We start from the raw sequence: 17,951 nt of genomic DNA, 5'->3' as shown, positions 1-17,951 counted from the left end.
TGTTCGTCCTGTCACAACGATATGCAGACGTGCTTGCACCAATCGTCGCCGAGACGGCCGACATGAACCCGGTCCTCGTAATCGGCGGATCTGATGCAATCGCGTCTTCACTACGTCTACCTGCAGACGCCAAACTGAGATCGAGTTTAGGGGGCACCCTCGGCGCTTTAAACATGCGCACGGCGGTCTCGTGGATGGAGAGACTGACCTCGTCAACGATCGATTCCGTGGGCGATCGGCAGTCTTGGCATCGCTGGGCTACGAGCGCAGCCCGACACGAGCGTTACGAGCGGACTCCGCTTGCCGACCAGGAAGTCCTCGAAATGATCGGCCTGATGCGAGAACAGGAACCAACCATTAGGAAGACTCGCGCGCTCCGCGCGCTCAGAGAGAACGGTTACGCGTGTGAGCAGAAACGCTTCACTCAACTGTTCGAAAGCGCTCGAGGAGGAGCATCGTGACAGAGGAATGGATCGAACGACGGGCACTGCGGTTGTTACAAGGGGAGATCCCGCTCTACCTCTTTACGCTCGCCGCGGAAGAAGTGGATCAAGTCGCGGACGTGGCTAGAATTTCGCGAGATCAGGCTGGCAAACTCATCGGCTATCAGCGCCCCGAGAAACGCAAACACGTAAATCAAATACAGGAATATCTTGATAGTGACGACGTCTTGTTTCCCAACGGTCTCATCCTTGCTCTGCCAAGGGAAGTGAGATTCAAGTCCAGCCGAGGCCCCGCCGTTAGCGATGGACTCGCGACGGCCGGCACTCTGGAGATCCCCATCGTCAATGGCGAGGGTGGGCCCCGACCGGCGTGGATCGTGGACGGCCAGCAACGCAGTCTCGCACTGGCGCGGACTCGCAATCGCCGCCTCCCGGTTCCCGTTGCCGGCTTCGTCTCGGACGATCTCGAAGTGCAACGCGAGCAGTTCCTGAGAGTGAATACTGTGCAGCCCCTACCTGTCGGGCTAGTTACCGAACTACTTCCCGAGATCGCGCGTGTGCCGTCCGCGCGCCTATCCACTCGAAAGTTGCCATCCGCCCTCGTCGACATGCTTAACACCGACCCGGACTCGCCCTTCTACGGGCTAGTTCGACGTTCGTCAACGGCTACCGAGAATCGTCCGAGCGCGATTGTGACCGACACCGGACTCGTCGAGGCACTGCGCGAATCCGTTGAGTCTCCGTCCGGCATCCTGTTCCCGTACCGGAATATCGCGGCAGGAACCACCGACACTGAGGGAATCCGCCGGACTCTCCTTGTGTACTGGAGTGCCGTCCGCGACACGTTCCCCTCTGCATGGGGGAAGAATCCGACGGAGTCGCGCCTCATGGGCGGCGTCGGCATTCGTGCGATGGGGCGCCTGATGGAGCGCGTCATGGCGCATGTGGACGTGGAATCGTCCGATGCCGCGGCGCAGGCGCGTCGGGAAGTGGGCCGGATCGCGTCTCAGTGCCACTGGACGAATGGCACGTGGACCGATCTCGGCCTCCCATGGAACGAGCTCCAGAACACGCCTCGGCACATCAGCGCGCTCTCGAACTTCCTCGCTCGCGCATACCTTGCCGAAAGATCGGCAGCACGTTGAGGTTCTACTTCCCCGACAGCCAAGATCTCATCAGCCCGACGTACGACTTCGAGCATGACGAGTACATGCCAACGCGCGTTCGCCAACGTGACGACCGCTATGCGCACGAAGTTCTCGATACTTCGCCTTATCACGGCATGCTCGTCAGCAAGGCGATAGTCGACGGCAGCGTCTCGGGCTCGGGGAAGTACACTTCGTCGCAGCGTGCGCGCCTATACCGAATGGGCGTCCGGCGTTTTTTTCGACTTCCTGACGGAATCACGACACTAGGCGACAACGGCGCGTTCAACTATGTGACCGAGGAGGTTCCGCCGGTGACCGTCGACGAGACTCTCGACTTCTACGACGAGTGCGGGTTCGACGCAGGAGTAAGCGTTGATCACATCATCTTCGGCTACGAGGCTACGGCCGGGCTGGACAACGTAGATCCAGCTTGGAGTCGTCGACGCGAGTTGACACTTGAATTGGCGGCCGATTTCCGCCGTCGCATCGAGGAGCGAGGCTCACGGGTCCAACCCGTCGGTGCTGCACAGGGGTGGAGTCCCGCGAGTTACGCGGATAGTGTGGCTCGACTCCAAGAGATGGGCTATAGACGGATTGCGCTCGGGGGCATGGTGCCTCTCAAGACCAAGGACGTGCTCGACTGCCTTCGAACGATTGGCAATATCCGCCTTCCTTCGACTGAATTGCACCTCCTTGGTCTGACACGCGTGGACGCAATGGAAGAGTTCGCCCAACTCGGCGTCACAAGCTTCGACAGCACCTCCCCTTTCCGACAAGCGTTCATGGATGATCGAAACAACTTCCACACACCGAATGGCGCCCACGTCGCAATTCGCGTCCCACAAGTCGACGGTAACCCGACTCTTCGGCGGGCTATCCTCGCCGGGGCCGTCTCGCAACAGGATGCGATCGCCGCAGAGCGGGACACGCTGAGAGTTCTCCGGTTGCTCGATGGTTCCCGCGCAGGAATCGACAGAGCGCTCGCTGCGCTCGGCCACTATGAGATTGTCGTAGGGGCGAAGAAGAGTTACCTCCAGGCGTACGAGCAAACCCTCGTCGCTGCACCATGGGCCGACTGCAAATGTCGGCTTTGCCGGATGCACGGAATCGAAATTGCGATCTTCCGGGGGACCGAGCGAAACAAGCGTCGCGGCTTTCACAACTTGACAGTTCTCGCCAACAAAGTATCTGCCCTCACTAACCGGAGTTTTTCGCCTAACTATGCCTAAGCAGACAATCGTTCTCCCTGCAATCCGTATTCGTCAGGGCAATCAGCACATCTTCGCGTTCGGCGTCGACGGCAAGCGGGTACATGAGTTCGCTGCAGTGAGCCGGGTACATCGCACCGATCAGACGCTCGCGGGATACCAGCGCCCTGAAGTTCTGTCACACATTCGCGCCATCCGTCGCTACCTCGAGTCTGACGCCGCGCTTCTACCCAATGCCATCGTCCTGGCGTTCGACAGCCGAGTCGAGTTCAGGGCGCTTGATGACGACACTTCTGAGGTTGCGTACTCTACGGTGGGCCACTTGATCATTCCGATGGATCCCGAACTGGCAGATGACGAGAAGCCCGCGTGGTTGGTCGACGGCCAGCAACGGAGTGCTGCAATTCGCGACGCAGATCTCGAAGAGTTTCCCGTGGCAGCTGTTGGTTTCATCGCGAAGGACGAGGCCGAGCAGCGGTCGCAGTTCATCCTCGTGAACAACACCAAGCCCCTTCCGAAGGGGTTGATCCACGAACTGCTTCCGACAACGACGGCGGAATTGCCCGCCGCCTACGCCCGCCGTCGCTTGCCGGCGTCCGTGCTGAACACCCTGAACTTTGGAGTCGATGGCGGGGAAGGACCGTTCACGGGTCGAATCAGCACGCCCACCATGGCCAACGGTTACATCCGCGACAACAGCGTCCTCAAGATGATCGAAAACAGCCTCTATGAGGGTGCGCTCTATCAATACCGAAATAGCGAGGACGGGACCGGCGACATCCCATCCATCTTGATGCACCTGAACTTCTTTTGGGGTGCAGTTGAGCAAGTCTTCCCCAGCGCATGGCGCCTTCCGCCGACCAAGTCGCGCCTCACACATGGTGCGGGCATCCAGTCCCTCGGGTACGTCATGGACACATTGACCGAAGGGGTACCCGCGGCGGAACTGCCCGGCCTCGGCATTGAAGAGGTCCTCATTGAATTGCGGGAGCACTGCGCCTGGACGGAAGGCACGTGGGACTTCGGGCCAGACCAGGTGCGCCGCTGGAATGGAATCCAGAACACTCCGAACGACGTGCGTCTGCTCACAAGCCACCTTCTCCGGCACGTGCGAGCGTCTGGAGTCCTCGCTATTCGGCGGTGAGCCGGAGGCCTTGCTCAACGGCCCGCAGCATCGACGCCGATCCGCATCCATCCGCATACTCGATGCGGGCATCGCCCGCGTGTGTCTGGATGAAGCCGGTGGCGGCGTGTGCTGCGCGTCGTGTAGCGAGGACAATCAACCCCGCCCGACGCGCGTGCTCTCGAAGACCGACGCTCCCTACCTTCGTGGAGGACAGCACAACCTGAATTCCAGGGTAGATCCGTTCGACTGCAGCCTTGGCACGCGCAAGAACTGCTTCCTCGAGGCTGTAAAGCAGTATCGACGAGGGGTAGTTTTCCGAGTCCACGAGCGCATCAGCCTCACCGCTCTGCGTGACGCTCCAGTCCCATGTGAGCACAGAGTCGCTCGTTGCGAGGTCGCCGATTACGCGCAGCGATTCGGTCAGACGATGACGTTGAGCATGTAGGGTCTCCAGCGCCGTGGCCACGAACCCCTGTTGTGTTGCCCGGTCCGCGGTCGGCGAAGTTACAACTAGGTCGGCGATATCCATCGCCGCAGAAGCGGTCGACACGGCAGCCCAACGCCCTCGTATGTCGTCGTCCACCAGGTCGCCGAGCAACTCTCGATATGCACCTACGTCGGGCCCGCCGCGAAGGAAAATAGCGAGCAACGCCGAGATTGCCCCCAGGTCACTCGGCGTGAGGCTGTCACTGTACAGGTGCCTGCGTATCAATACCGCTGCCGTCCTCCAGGCCGGCTTCGCATAGTCATCACAATCGATGAATGCGGCCAGACCTGCAAAGATGCGAACTGTCGCAGCATCGGGCAAGTTATCGATCGCTGAGGACAGTTCGGCATCGGATTCACCTGGCGCGGGCCACATTCCAGCCAGGTCGGTGTCTAGAGGTGGTGCCGGGTCGTCGCTGTTGAGTGACTTCAGCCACGCCGTCCACGAATCCATCGGCCAATCGCGGTCGCCTGCCTCGGTGCCTTTCGCCGTGCGTTGCGGTGTGCTGGAAGGGTTGGTATCGTCACCGGTCTCGCCGGAGTGATCTGAGACGGCAGGTTCAGTCGTGTCGTCCGTTTGTTCCGCACTCACCCGTTCGACGGTGGCTCCCGCCGCCTCCGCATCGCTTGGATGCAGCGGTTGGGCTCCGCCTGCCAGCGACCTAACAAGCTTGCGGAGTTCGCCACCATTTACAGAATCGTTGCCGAGGAGATCGCGAGCAAGCGAGATGTCTCCTCTCGCGAGCGCCACGAGTGCCACCGTGCCCCACACGTCTGCGCTCACGGTCGCCGCACTCAAGTTATCGACGAGGAGTGCTATGTCCACCCGGAAGTCCCGCAATTGCTGGATCAACTCGATCGGATCGTTGCCGTCCCGCGCATTGACCCGATACCAGGCTGCAAGAACTGCCTCGCGCACAAGACGCGGCGGTTCCGTCGCAACGAGAGTGCGCAATGCGTGGTCATCGAGGATCTGGCGGTCTTCTCCGAGCTGACTTAGCCGTCGGAATCGGAGAAACGCGATGTTTTCATGTGAGATGCCCCCTGTGCGCTCGATCTCTTCGAGTAAATCAAGGGACGTCGCCGCCTGACCGGCGGCCAGGGAGACTTCGAAGTCGCGAAGCAGACGTCCAACTGGTCTCGCGATGCGGTTCGCGCGAGTCGGTCGCTGCTCGAGGGAAGACACGAATTGGCTCAGCGCAGCAAACATCCCCTGCTGTGCGAAAGTGTCCGGCGGGCGTAGAACATAGGTCGTGTTGGCGCCGAAGCGTCCGCGAACTGCCGCATCGATTGGATCGCTTGGCTTAAGTTTTGCGAGGCGCCCGTCGAAATCGCACCAATTTTGCGCCACTGCGGCCCCCAACAAGCCGCGCATGCGTGCAGCGTGGCTAGGGCTCTCGCAAATTACATACGCGCATGCCGCAGGCCATCCGGCGTCCTTCCGCGGAAGAACTAGTGGGGCATCTCCGTCTTCGTCCAAAGCGCTGAGAAACCGCTGCAGGTAGGCGGCAGAAGCGTGACTGCTCAATCGCCCGGGCCAGCTTTCATTTGGTGCTGAGAAGAAGGCGTCCAGAAAGACATCGTTCGCTGCAGATGCATTCATGAGTCATTCCACCTGACGCTGAACTCGAGGCGACTCTTGGCTGCCTCGATCTGATCGACCACCAGTTCGATGCTCTCCTCGTGAACGTTGAGTCCGTTCCAGGTGAAGTTCATGGAGCCTTTCAGGAGCCAGTCTTCACCGCACAACACCTTTTCGTGGAGGTCTGGGCTGCTGTAGATACTTAACCTGCCCGGCGCGCAACGCCGCTTGAGTTTGTCGAGAAACGCATTGTTGTGGCGGTCCTCCCGCACGGCGACCCTTACTTGCACCCCTTTTCGCGTCAGAGAAGCGAGAACATCGCTCAATGTGAAAGCACCAGCATCGAGATCTTCACCGATTTCACCGAACTCGCCGTTTGGGTTCGCGATGACGGGGATGTCGCTTACCCACCCGGTCACGAGCCACAGTTCCTGACTCGGCGACAGGAGTTCGGACACTAGGACAGCACTTAGCACCTCCGAAATCGCGACCCCGTTCCGCGGTCGGGTTCTGATAGTTCTGGCGAGCCTCACTGGTGTCCCTCCGCAAGTGCAATTAGCGCGTGGAAATAGGGGCCCCGGCGCTTCACACGACGAAGCGTTCCGTAGACCCTGAGCATTCCCGTGTCGATCGGGAGAGCGGTGATGACTCTGAGCGCCCGCGCCAGTTGCTGACGATCTTCGACATTCGACTGAAGACGCACGACGCGATCGCGAGTGATCGCGTCGATGTACTCTGACTGCCAGCGGTCACTAGCGACGTCGATTACTGCAGACCGATCGGCGACGACGGCTTCCAAGACTCCTCTCTCGCGCAGTCGGTCCGGCACGTAGGGTTGCCAGTCGTTCAAGACACCGTTCCGCGCAGCCGGGCCGCGGAGCCATAATGCCGCATATGCCGAATCCGCATTCATGGGCGCGATAGGTCGCCCAAGCGCGCCGGTCGCGGCATGGAACGCGATGACACGCGCGTCGATCTCCACCCCAAGGTCGGTCTCGGTCGTGCTCCAGGTATGAGCAAGGAACGCCGTGACCTCATCGGTCGCCACTGATGCGCCAGGGCGAAGGACGCGCGCGCTGAGAGTCGACATCAGAAGATGCGACGGGGGTCCGTCGTTTTCCTCGAGCGCCTCTCGGACCTTACTGAGGGCACTATCGAGCGCCACCGACGACGCTGCCGATCGGTATTGAGCGACGGCACCGGCCAGCGACGAACCGGGATCAACCAAATGGCGCACCGCACTCTCCATCGAGGCGTTGAGATCGTCGTACTCTCCGCTGTCGCACATCACTGCAACCTGCTCCCAGAAGCGACGCGGATCCGCAGCGTAGTCGCGTTGGAACTCTTCAAGCAAGCCAAGGCCCCCGATCTCAGTCTCGGAGACGACGATTCGGTAAACCTGCTCGTTGCCGCCGACGATGACGTCTACGACGAGGTCGGAGTCTTGCGCGTCCGGCACCCTTCGGTGGATTGCGGCGAGCACCGCCGATCCGAGGGTATCCAACACGGCACGACTAAGAAGGTCGCCGGTCGTGTCGTGGATGCTCGGATCGAGCAGGAGTTGTGCGTGCTCGTCAAGTACCTCATTAACCACCGCCAGGAGCCCGAGGCTCTTTAGTTCGTCTGCGCGCTTTAGGGCTTGCGATGGGTCAGATGAGCGATACATCGTTCGGAAGTACTCGTCGACATGAGAACGCCACGCACCTCTAACGGTGGCGGAGAGAGCCGCACTCCGATCGTGATGGAGGAGGCCATTTCTCGCGTACGCGACCAAGAACAGATCCGCCAGCCATTGCCGAGCGAACACATTCGTAATTTCCGATAGCCGATCGTCTTCCGCGATTCGAGTCCGGAATGAGAGTGTCCGCCACGCCGGCCCGCGGGCGAAGGCCTGCAAGTCCAGCTCACTCACCTGGAGAAGGCTTCCGCTGATCTGGAAAGCATCGACCTCGAGTTCGAATCCGAGCGCGGCGGGCACATCGCCGTGAAAGTAACGGGTCGCATGCGGAGTCCGCCCGCCGCTCTTCAGGATGACTTCGCCGTCAGATCCGATTGTCAACCGCCGAATGGTGAGAGCGTTCCCCGTCGCATGCAGCGCGAACTCGCAACTTGCGACCAACTCGCCCCAAACCGTTTGGTCTGGGAAGTCCGCTACGGTCAATCCACTCTCGGGTGGAACGATCGCCGTGCGCCAGATTTGAATCGCGTTGGAGTTGTCCTGCACCTCCGGCGGGGGCGACACCAGTTTCAACGTCAGCGGCCGCACGACGAGGTAACGATCGCCATCCTCAGTCGCCCACTCCCCCATGTTCTGGCCGGCAGCAACAAAATCAGACAACTGCAGACCACCGGGGTTCGTGCTCGGCGCAACCCAAGTCCGATGTGACGCATGCTTAAAGCCAAACCTACGGCTGACCCGGCCTGGTGCTGTTTCACGCAATCCGGCGACGATAGGCATCGATTCCTCGTCCCCGGTACCCACGTTCGGCGGCAGATAGAACACGATGTCCGGACTGTTCAAAGGATCGAATAGCGCGCCCGTCATGAATTCAGGGAGCGGTGTCCCACCGGGCGGCACTGGGTGGCCGCCCGCCATGCGCCAGCCGGACTTCAATCGCTTGAGGGCCGTCGGAACAACTGAAAGGAGGAGCGACCGCGGCTCGTCCCAAAGGAGGGCCGCGGCTTCGTCGTCCGTCACACGCAGAGACCAGGCGAGAAATGCCTGCAGGTGCGATTGGACGGCCGCGTCCTTAAGAACTCGGTCAAGTTCGTCTGCGAGGGCGTCAGCCAACTGTCTGGTCTTTGAGGGGTCCAGCGGCGGCGTAAGTAGTGCACGAACGTCAGAGCGAAGCCGCCGGTGAAGCCAGTCCAGAAGTGCATGTGTGCCCTGGATCTTCTCGACGAAGCGGTTGCGGATCGGTAGTGACCGAAGATCGATTTCGGGATCGAGCAGCCGCTCGTACGTCTGGTACATGCTCCGGTCGCGGCCGTAGTCCGAGAGAACGACGACAGTGATCGGTCGCATCCCTAGGGATCGCCCGGCGCGACCGCGTCGTTGGACGAATGAGGCCATGTCGCGGGGCGCCTTGTGCTGTACGACTAGGCCGACGCGTGGATCATTGAACCCAACTTCGAGTGCTGCGGTGGCAACGACAACATCCGCAGCCGAATCTACGCCGCGATCCTGCGATGAAGTCCGCGTAACGCTGAGCCCAGCGGGAAGCCTGCCAAGTTGCTCCGCTAGGCCCCACACTTGTCCGTCTCGGTATCGGGCCGCCGCCTGCGACGCCCCGGACACGCGGAGTTCGGCCAGGCGCTTCTTTGCGTTCGGGCGCCCGTTGAAGTAGCCCTCTGCATCCCTCAAGTCGTCGAACAAACGATTCGTGACATCAAGATCGTCAGTAAAGACGAAGGCCGAAGACCCGAAGATGCCAGGTGTGCGGTCCAGGAGTCGAGAGGTCAGCATCACCGTCTGAATGGTTGTCGAGAGTAGCGACGCCCCCGACGACGGATCACCTCGCAGAACCAAGCCATACTCGCGCCCGATTGGCACTAGTTCCATGTCGGTCGGAGCGATGACCTCAACGTCAGAGCGGTCGACCCCGATGAGCGACGCGAAGTAGTCGCCGGCATCACGCAGCGTTGCAGATAACCCGACGAAAACAGGGTTCGGCGATCCGAACTGGCCGTTCGCAAACCGCCAGCGTCGCAACATGAGCCCGACCTGTGCACCGTGTACGCCCGAGTAGGTGTGTGCTTCGTCTAGCAGGACGAGTCGGATGCTACTGTTCCCCCGCCAACCGAGGATTCCCCCTAGGGCCTTCGTTGAGTTGCGACTGAGCATCTCCGTCGTGCTGAAGAGGATGTCGGGGCAGTTTCGACGCATCGACTCACGAGTGAGTGCAAGTTCGCTGCCATCGATGACAGAGGAGCACAGACTGCATCTAAGGCTCTCAGTTCCGCGCCGCCGGTCGACGTCGGACCACACGAGGTCACCGTGGCACTCGTCGGTCGGGCAGGGAAAGTAGGGTGCGACCCATCCGTCTCGCCCGGAAGTTTGGCGCCATCCGTAGGTCATCCCACGGCTTGAGAGCGACCGCGCATCGTGGGGAGTCCCGCCGTAAAGCAACCCGATACGGATAGGGCGCGAGCCGGATGGCAGCACCGCGTTCGCCTTCCGGCACTGGATCAGCGCCTCGCGCGCTTGGTCACGCAAGAGCTCGTTCCGCGGGTACAGGGCTAGTGTGTGCGGCGTCTTCGTGCGTTGCCGACTATTGGCTGCGATATCCAAGAGCGCAGGGAGGTAGAAGGCAAGCGTCTTACCCGAACCGGTCCCGGCAGTAACGATGCGGCCGCGAGTACGATCACCTTCGATCGCCGCGAGCACACTCTGCGCCGCGTCGACCTGGAATCGAGCGAGCGAGCGCCCTTCGATGACTGCACTTGCGACAGCCGCCGACTCCGCCCGCCACCTCTCGAGATCACTGAGGCGTGCTCTAACAGCCTCCTCAGGCTGATCCCGTCGGGGATATCTGCGGGCCGCGACCCGAAGTCGGTAATCCGCAACCAGCGTTGCACCCGCGTTCCACCACCCGGGCGAGTCCTCGTTTGCGGGTGGCCAGAGTTGACGAAGGTTACGTATGAGCCGGAGTTCCTCCGCGAGTCGTGTGCGGAACTGCCTCTGAGGCGCATCAGGAACGTCATACAGAAGTCCGTCTTGGATCAGGCGATCCATGTATTCGTCGACCGTAGGTGCATCCAGCCCCTTTTGGACGTCATCCCAAAGCACCTCGTCGATCGCATCCCGAACCTCCTGCTCGCTCAGGAAGCCATCGACAACGCCCCAAGAAAGACGTGGCAACTCGAGATCTTCGAGCGCGGACAGGGCTTCCGGGAGTCTCAACCAGCGATTGTCGCTCACACCTGCCGCCGAACCACGAATTGGCCGGCGATGGCAGGGTTCGATCTCAGAATGTCTAATTCCGCATCCGTGATCTCCAGAAGTGGAACCCCGTCTGGTGACGTGAATCTCTCCAAGACTTTCAGCACGCTCTCGTCAAGGTCAATTTGCCCGAGTTCTTCTCGAACCCGTTGCACTTGGAAGCCGAAGATCCTAATCCCGTCGGCAGTCGGCGCCGACCTGGCCGCCTTCCTTACCGCATCGTCGAGTTCACGAATGATGGTCTCGACACGGACCCGTTCGGTCGATGGCATCGCCGTCACCAAGTGACGTGGAAGTTGACGCACCTCGCTGGTTGCCCACTCAGCCCAGCGGGACTGCGACTCACCCCGAAGAGCATCGACCTGATCGCTCACTTTTCTGTTCGCGGCCTGGAGGCGCTGCAGCGTCGGCCGCCCCCGTGTCTCGACAAAACTCTTGAGCTCCGCCCAGGGCGTCTCAACCTTGAGATCGATGCGACCCCGCGCTTGAAGGGGATCGAGCGCAGACCTCGTCAAGAGTTCTCCCTCGAGGTCGTTCAGCGTGAGACTCAGTTTATCGACGGCGAACTTCAATCTCTCGATCTCCGCCTGGTCGCCTTCCTTGTCTCGCGCCGCCTTCGCCAATTTCTCAAGACGGTTTGCGCGTGCGATGAGTTCACTCACCGTTGGCCTCCTCACCCGCCGTCACGATATCGCCCCATTTGGATAGCACAGTCTCGATGTCCGCGTCGATGTCAAGCGTGCCCGCAAGATCGCGGCCCTCGGCATTCCGTAGTCCGGCGTCGAGCCACACCGCGGTATCACGCAGGTACTTCGCGATCGCCACGGCTTCGTCGCCGACTGCGCGCCCGACAACGCTCCACCGATCCAAGCCATCAGAAGCGCGGGCCAGTTCGATCGCACTCTCCAACTGAGTCACCGAGGAGAAGTCACGCGCCCGTGCTGCTACATTCGCCGACTCAACTTCGACCAGGTTTGCCCTCACGAAGCCTTGGTTGGTTCCCATCTCAGTGGCTGCCTTGACCGCATCAACAGTCCCGAGATATGAAACACCCTCCGGCACTTCGCCGCGAATCACATTCACTGCTGCGTCCCATTCGCTAAGTTGACGGTCGATGACCGCTACAAGTCGCAGACGTGATTGCTCAGCCTCCCGCGCCCAACTTGGCGTCTCGTCCACAGCGAACGAATCCACTAGTTTCGCCGCCGCCGTCACAATGTCTCGCACGCGCGGATCATCAACTGCATGGACGGCGCCGCCGCCCTGGCTCGCGCCGACCGCAGCCCGAAATGCAACTACAGCAGTCTTCCGGTCGGCGAGGTACTTGGCCTCAGTTTGCAACCATTGATCGCTCCGCGAGTTGTCCGCGCGCACATAGTGGTCCCCACTCCAGAGCGCTGCTCCAACGAAGTCGCGCACACGCGGCTTGAGCGCCAACTGCCCAAGCAATGCAGCGCCGGCGATGAGCGACGCGGCCGCCACGATCAGTTGAGTCCTCTCGTATTCCATGGAGGCGACCACTCTCGCGATGACATCGCTGCGGCACTCATCGGAAATGCGTCGGAGTTCAATCAGAGCGTCGGGAGCCGAAGATGGCGCCACCTGGAAATGCAGCAGACTCTTGAAGAGAAGTCCGTTCGCGGGAGTTTGTTCGAACCGCAGGATCGGAGATATACCCTGCGCAAGATTCTCGCGAGCGCCCGCGATCGACACGCTGCGCGAAATCTGGCCGGCATCAGGCACTGCGCGAGACAGCACGGGACCCAACGGTGCCTTCATGATCGGATCGACCCATGAAATGTCTGCGACCAACGCCCTTCGGACAACGGTACGAATCGTCCGTGCCGTCTCCTGGGAGAGTTGTCCACCTCTGGCCCAATTGTCCACGTCTTCGAGTTGCCGCTGTAGGGCTGGCGGGATGGTCGCAGCCTGTGGCCGCTGCTGGATCTCGTTTTCGATTGAGGGGGGCCGCGCCGTCGTTCCCTCGTCGAACTGGAGATCAGCCGGAGGGAGTGAGAACGCCGAGAGGACGTCCGGCCTGACATTAAACGACACACCACCCCAGAACTGGAACGTTAGGAGGTATCGCGTGCGCTCCGGTTCGTTGTAGCGTTCGTCGAGTGCGCTCAACTCTGCGAGCGGGAGATCTCGTTGGCGTCGCGCGGCCGTTTGCTCTCGATCCCGCGCTCGTTCCTCCCTCAAGAAGTTCGCAGTCGGGAATCGCCCGTCCCGAATCGCACTCGCTTCTTCGGTAAGAACTCCACGCACCATCCGCGCAAGCACTCGTCGAGGATTAAACATCGATTTACGTTCTGGATCAGCGGTGATCGCCACGGCCCGCCTAAGCGCGGACTCATTGTAGGGGTACAGGCCGTAACCGTCGTCAGACGCCCCGAAGGCGGCATGACACGCGTCCAGGAGTGGGCAACGTTCGCAGGCGTTCGGCGTCGTGGGTGCTGAATCCTCGAGCGCCTTCGCCCCCAACCGCGCAGCATTAAGGTATCGCGCAACGAAGTTGACCGCGGTCCTGTCGGTGCCCTCTGAGACGTCAGCCATGTCAACGTCGACAACGTAAACCGGCGAACTTGCTTCAGCGCGCGTCCGAAAAGTGTCAGGGAGGGAACTGTAATAGCCGTGGGTGACGGCCATCATGGTCCGCACAGGGGCGTATTTCTCTATGCCGCCGACGGTGCCAACCTCGATGATTGCATCGAGCAGATCGCGACGAATTCCCTGGATGAGCGCAAAGTCTTCAATGAGGAGGACAATCTCCTGGCCAACTAGATGCTCTCGGAGCGCCATAAACGCAGCCTGGATACTCCCCACTCCGAGATTAGCTGCCCGCATTACCGCGACGTCCAGGTGATCATTTAGCAGTTTTACGGCTGCCACCTGCATCTGGGAATCAGCGCTGACCTTCCTAAACGCCGCCCTCGCAAGATCGCTCGCGTTGTTGACGTTGGCGATCTCGAGTGGAAGGTCGTCAACTGTGAACACCGGTGGCACATCGTCCTCGTCGACACCTCGGCCGCGGAGGGCGTGTTCCGCTCGCCTGGGGATGAAGGACTCGGGTCGTAGAAGGTACTCGCGGAAGAGCGGGTCATGCAGGAGAACGTAGAGGCCCCTATCGCCAACGAGAGCCTTCGTGAGAAAGTCACCGCGTTCAACCTGGACGTCGCGCACAGCTGCGGCCAACTCATCGAGGATCTTCCGCTCAAGCGTCTCCCTCGAAACGGCCTCGCTCAACCCACCGAGTTTGGAGCGCACCTCGTCGAATTGGCTGCCGGGCAGGTCGCGAAGCAACCGCTCGATGACGTCCCGCAGGCTCGTTTGCGCTTTCGGAAGGTAGATGACATGTCGCAGGGGATTCGCCTCGAGCGACGCGTATACCCAACGCACCAGGTGTGACTTTCCAGAGCCCGATTCGCCAACGACCGGCGCAACCAGCACGCCTTCCTTTACTGGTCCGTTCAGGAACGCGTCGATGAATTCTCGCTCAGTGATGAAATCGCCGGCATCGCCATCTCCGCGACTTCGAATACGCAACGGCGTGTGAGTCGCGAGGAGAACTGCGTCTGAGGGGCTCGCCGCCTCTGTGGCAATCGTAGAGGTCACGATCTCCGGCGACCAACAGGTGAAGTTTGTCAATGTAGTCACGACGTAGCCCCCAGCACTGTGGCGTGTGAGATGTAGTTCTCTTCCTTCGCGCCTGCACCAGCAGGGAGGCGCACCACGCTCTTTGCATCCGCCGCCCGTTCGAGTCGCAGTCTGCCCTGGGCGACCAGCGACCGAAGCGCGAAAGCCGTTGACGGAAGCACAGTCCGCACGCCGTCCACCTCAGCGCTGCGAAGCAAGGGCAGTTCGGATTCGATGTGCTGAAGCAGGAGTGCGATTTCTATGGTGCCCTCACGAAACGCGACGCCCGCGGAATGGAAGATCGCGTCAAAAACCGCCGCAGACGGATCGACGCTCCGTTCACTCTCACTCAGCGGCCAATCTCGAGCGAACCCGAGGAACGAAGCCCAATAGTTGAAACTGTTCCAGCGGGTGTCATTGACGAACACTCCAGAAGTGGGGAACTCATAGGGCACGCCGGGAGTCTGATCAACAAGCCAGTCCAGGGCTCGAAGCAAGTCGTCTGCGCGCTGTTCGGATTCGTTGCTCGGAATTAGGACGCGTTGGCGCAACGTCCTAGTGAACGCCTGAAGATCGAGAGCCGTGCGAACACGGTGCACGTCGCCAGCCCCGATCTCGATCATGTCGAAAATCTTCAGCGCATCGATTGCGCGCTTGATATGCGCGCCGGAACCCGGCGTGCCTTCCAGCATTGTGGGCGGGCACGCCGCATCAATCAACTCTTCCCGCGTAAGTTCATTTGTCTCGTTTAGAACCCGAAAGACGAGCCACATCGTGGTCGGCAGGATCGGGGCCGGGGCTATGTTTAGCAGTTCCAATTACAACTCCCTCAGCAATACTGATCCTCGGACGACTGCCGCATGTGTATCCCGGAGTTTCCAACCTGGGCGCTGAGGATCTTCAATATCATCGGGCGCAATCAGGTACGTCGGGAGGCCCAGATCGGCTCGGTCGAACGCCAGCGTGCAGTTATCGTCGTTCGCCACGAAGACGACGCTGTCGTGGTAATACTCCGCGAGGCCGGACGCATCGGAGATGTCGGCGCGGATGATGGGCACATTGCGAACTTGCTGCTGCAATCTTTTCCCGAGGGGCTCAGTGAGGCCGTAGTACACGTTGACACCAAGCGTAGCGAGACGCCGCAGAATGTTGAATCCGTCGTCGCCCTCCTCGAGAGCGATGAACAGCAGTGCCGCGTCGCGGCCGCGCCAGGAGCGGAGCGGATCGGCCCGGTTCCGTGGACTCGGGATTCGAGGTACCGAGTACTCCGCCGGATCGATCCCAGTTGCGCGATCGGGGTTCGCCCGACACCACGGGCAACTGCGGCAACTCGCGGCGGTGAGATGTCGCCCACCGTGGATAGCAACGCCATAGTGTCGCGCGAGCAACATGCCTACGCACTCGCAACCCGCGACGAGATTCTCAACAGCCCGGAGCGCTGCAGTGGATTCGCGGTGCGCTCGGCTTTTCTCCGCACTGAGCGCATCAACCCAGTCCTTTTGGGCCATCAGGTCGCCATGTAGCAGTTCGAACTCGACCAGGTCGGGCGCGTTCTCGAAGTACTGTTCCTGCGCGATGGCAGCCTCCTCCGGGCTCGCGCCCACAGGCGGAATCCAGAAAGGAGCCCGCAGAGCTACCACGCCGGCCTGTGCCATGAGGGTCAGCGTCCGGATGTTCCACGCCTCACTCTCGCCGAAGCCGCGATCCATGTATGTCGGCAGGGTGCTTTTCTTGACGCGATACCTCTGCCCTGGAGCACCTTCGACGCGTTCGGCCTTGGCAACGAGGGCCCGCCAGCGGTTCCAGCCCTTCTCCTCACCGATGAAAGTTGCCGAAGCCAACCGACGAGCGATTTTCGAATCACGTGGCCCGGCGTACAGCACAGCTGCCGTCGCACGCCCGTCGCGGCCCGCGCGCCCTACCTCCTGGTAGTAGCGGTCTATGGACTCCGGCAGACACGCGTGAACGATGGTGCGGACGTCGGGAACGTCAATGCCAAGGCCAAACGCGGAGGTCCCAACCATGATGTCGAATTGAGTCCTGCTGTCGCGACCGTCGGTGAGGAGTCCGCGCCACTTCTCGACTGCAGTCTGTCGGTCGAGATCGCTGGACTTCCCCGTGACGATGCCGACACGCTGCAGTCCAAGGTCGGAAAGACGCTTGACCCATTCATTCGCATCGGCAACGGTCGTTGTGTAGAGGATCATCGGCCTCGGAAGCATCGACACGGCGTCGACTACAGCGTTCACACGCTCCTGCTCGTCAACAAATGCGTGCACGAAGTAGGCCGGTTCCGCGCGTAGCGCAGAACCCCAGAGCAACTCGACCGAGACATCATCATGTCCGAAGAGTTTCGTGAGCAGTTCAACTTGGCGCTGCGCGATCGTCGCACTCATCAGAAGCACCGAGGGCTTCTTGACGGCAGGAGCCCTCTCATATGCCTCACGGGCGAGGGCGGGAATCATCTGGAACTCAGGCCGGAAGTCGTTGCCCCACTGATCGACAAGGTGCGCCTCATCCACCACGATCTGTTGCAAAAGCCCGGATTGTGCAGCATCCATAATCGCCTGGCTTAGTCCCGATACGAAGGCCTCTGGACTTGCATAGATAATCCGTTGCGTGCCCGCCCTGACCGCGCTGCGGATGACTCGTTTCGTTTCCGGGTCGAGACTGCCGATGTATGCATATCGATCGACGGGGCTAAGGGGCAGTCTGCTCTCCTTCGCTTGAATCCGAGTCCTGCGTTCCATGTCTAACGCGAGCACAACCGTTGGGACAATCACAACCGTCACACCCACCGTCGCCAAGAGAGCCCTCGACCAAGCGACGGCTGTCTTACCGCGGCCCGTCGGGAGGGAGATGAGGAGCGGCTGTCCGTCATTGGTGACGGCGGCTCGTGCCGCCTGTTGCTGAGCGGCCCCTCTATACGCGTCGTAGCCGTGAGTGGCTTGCCAAAACGGGTCGGCCCGACGTGTAGACGGCTCGTGGGTCAGTTCGCCCCGATAGACAGCAGCCATCTGCTCGGCGGCCTTTGACTTCGCTTCCTCCGACTCATCGATGGACGGCAACCACTGATCGGCTGTAATGCGCAACTTCTCTTGTCCGACGGAAATCGCCCGGCATTTCAGAGCCCGCCACTGCTCTATGGATGGCCACGGGTGCACACTCGGGACTGTGAGTTGAGGCGCGCCGCCGTACACGCCTTGGTCGGTGAGAAGCACCTGCCTGACGAGTCCGCCTACATCACGCCAGCCAGTTGACACACCGAGCGTCTGAAAGGTGCCGAGCGCGTCCAGCAGGCGTCGACAGGCGTCGCCGACCGGGGTCCCCGTATGCCCTATCACGGGCCACCCGCTGATCGCATCCTGGGCTTCGGCCAC

General features: G+C 61.1%; 10 protein-coding genes. 3 read left to right on the top strand and 7 right to left on the bottom strand.

The features are described 5' to 3' along the window. The first annotated feature begins 457 nt into the window (after positions 1-457). The 3 genes from dbpB (E4M00_RS15280) to dbpB (E4M00_RS15270) are packed head-to-tail and all read left to right on the top strand — an operon-like array spanning position 458 to position 3,943. A complete protein-coding gene (dbpB, locus tag E4M00_RS15280) occupies positions 458-1,588 on the top strand; it encodes a DGQHR domain-containing protein DpdB (RefSeq protein WP_135121345.1) in 1,131 nt (376 codons plus the stop codon). Further along, entirely contained in the window at positions 1,585-2,820 is a 1,236-nt protein-coding gene (gene dpdA, locus E4M00_RS15275; protein WP_135121344.1) for a tRNA-guanine transglycosylase DpdA, read from the top strand. Before dbpB (E4M00_RS15280) ends, dpdA begins: the two co-directional genes overlap by 4 nt. Beyond that, complete coding sequence (dbpB, locus tag E4M00_RS15270; protein ID WP_135121343.1) at positions 2,813-3,943, top strand: DGQHR domain-containing protein DpdB; 1,131 nt, start codon at positions 2,813-2,815, stop codon at positions 3,941-3,943. Before dpdA ends, dbpB (E4M00_RS15270) begins: the two co-directional genes overlap by 8 nt. Here dbpB (E4M00_RS15270) and dpdD read toward each other — a convergent pair. Genes dpdD through dpdF form a run of 7 tightly spaced genes read right to left on the bottom strand, consistent with a single transcriptional unit; the run spans position 3,930 to position 17,951 of the window. Continuing rightward, on the bottom strand, positions 3,930-6,014 hold the full coding sequence (gene dpdD / locus E4M00_RS15265) for a protein DpdD (RefSeq protein ID WP_275668215.1): 2,085 nt from the start codon (positions 6,012-6,014) through the stop codon (positions 3,930-3,932). The two genes, dbpB (E4M00_RS15270) and dpdD, sit on opposite strands and share 14 nt — an antisense overlap. Next, positions 6,011-6,526, bottom strand: a complete 516-nt coding sequence (gene dpdK, locus E4M00_RS15260) for a phospholipase D-like domain-containing protein DpdK (RefSeq protein ID WP_135121341.1) — start codon at positions 6,524-6,526, stop codon at positions 6,011-6,013. The genes dpdD and dpdK overlap by 4 nt, the downstream gene beginning before the upstream one ends. Then, entirely contained in the window at positions 6,523-10,914 is a 4,392-nt protein-coding gene (dpdJ, locus tag E4M00_RS15255; protein ID WP_135121340.1) for a protein DpdJ, read from the bottom strand. Before dpdJ ends, dpdK begins: the two co-directional genes overlap by 4 nt. Further along, positions 10,911-11,597 carry a hypothetical protein gene (locus E4M00_RS15250; RefSeq protein ID WP_135121339.1) on the bottom strand — a complete coding sequence of 229 codons (687 nt, stop codon included), beginning with the start codon at positions 11,595-11,597 and terminating at the stop codon, positions 10,911-10,913. The genes dpdJ and E4M00_RS15250 overlap by 4 nt, the downstream gene beginning before the upstream one ends. Further along, the gene (gene dpdH, locus E4M00_RS15245; RefSeq protein ID WP_275668214.1) at positions 11,590-14,592 is read right to left on the bottom strand and encodes a protein DpdH; all 3,003 of its coding nucleotides are present in this window, start codon (positions 14,590-14,592) and stop codon (positions 11,590-11,592) included. The genes E4M00_RS15250 and dpdH overlap by 8 nt, the downstream gene beginning before the upstream one ends. Continuing rightward, positions 14,589-15,389: a hypothetical protein gene (locus tag E4M00_RS15240; protein WP_135121337.1), complete on the bottom strand. Its 801-nt coding sequence runs from the start codon at positions 15,387-15,389 to the stop codon at positions 14,589-14,591. The genes dpdH and E4M00_RS15240 overlap by 4 nt, the downstream gene beginning before the upstream one ends. Then, on the bottom strand, positions 15,390-17,951 hold the full coding sequence (gene dpdF, locus E4M00_RS15235; RefSeq protein WP_204773019.1) for a protein DpdF: 2,562 nt from the start codon (positions 17,949-17,951) through the stop codon (positions 15,390-15,392).

Source organism: Orlajensenia leifsoniae (genome assembly GCF_004570845.1).
Lineage (GTDB): Bacteria > Actinomycetota > Actinomycetes > Actinomycetales > Microbacteriaceae > Orlajensenia > Orlajensenia leifsoniae.
The sequence above is the reverse complement of the archived record's forward strand: the minus strand, read 5'-3'. Positions and strand labels throughout refer to the sequence as shown.

Excerpts from the sequence above, each read along its gene's own strand:
- dbpB (WP_135121343.1), top strand. The coding sequence starts at position 2,813 with ATGCCTAAGCAGACAATCGTTCTCCCTGCAATCCGTATTCGTCAGGGC.
- dpdD (WP_275668215.1), bottom strand. The coding sequence starts at position 6,014 with ATGAATGCATCTGCAGCGAACGATGTCTTTCTGGACGCCTTCTTCTCA.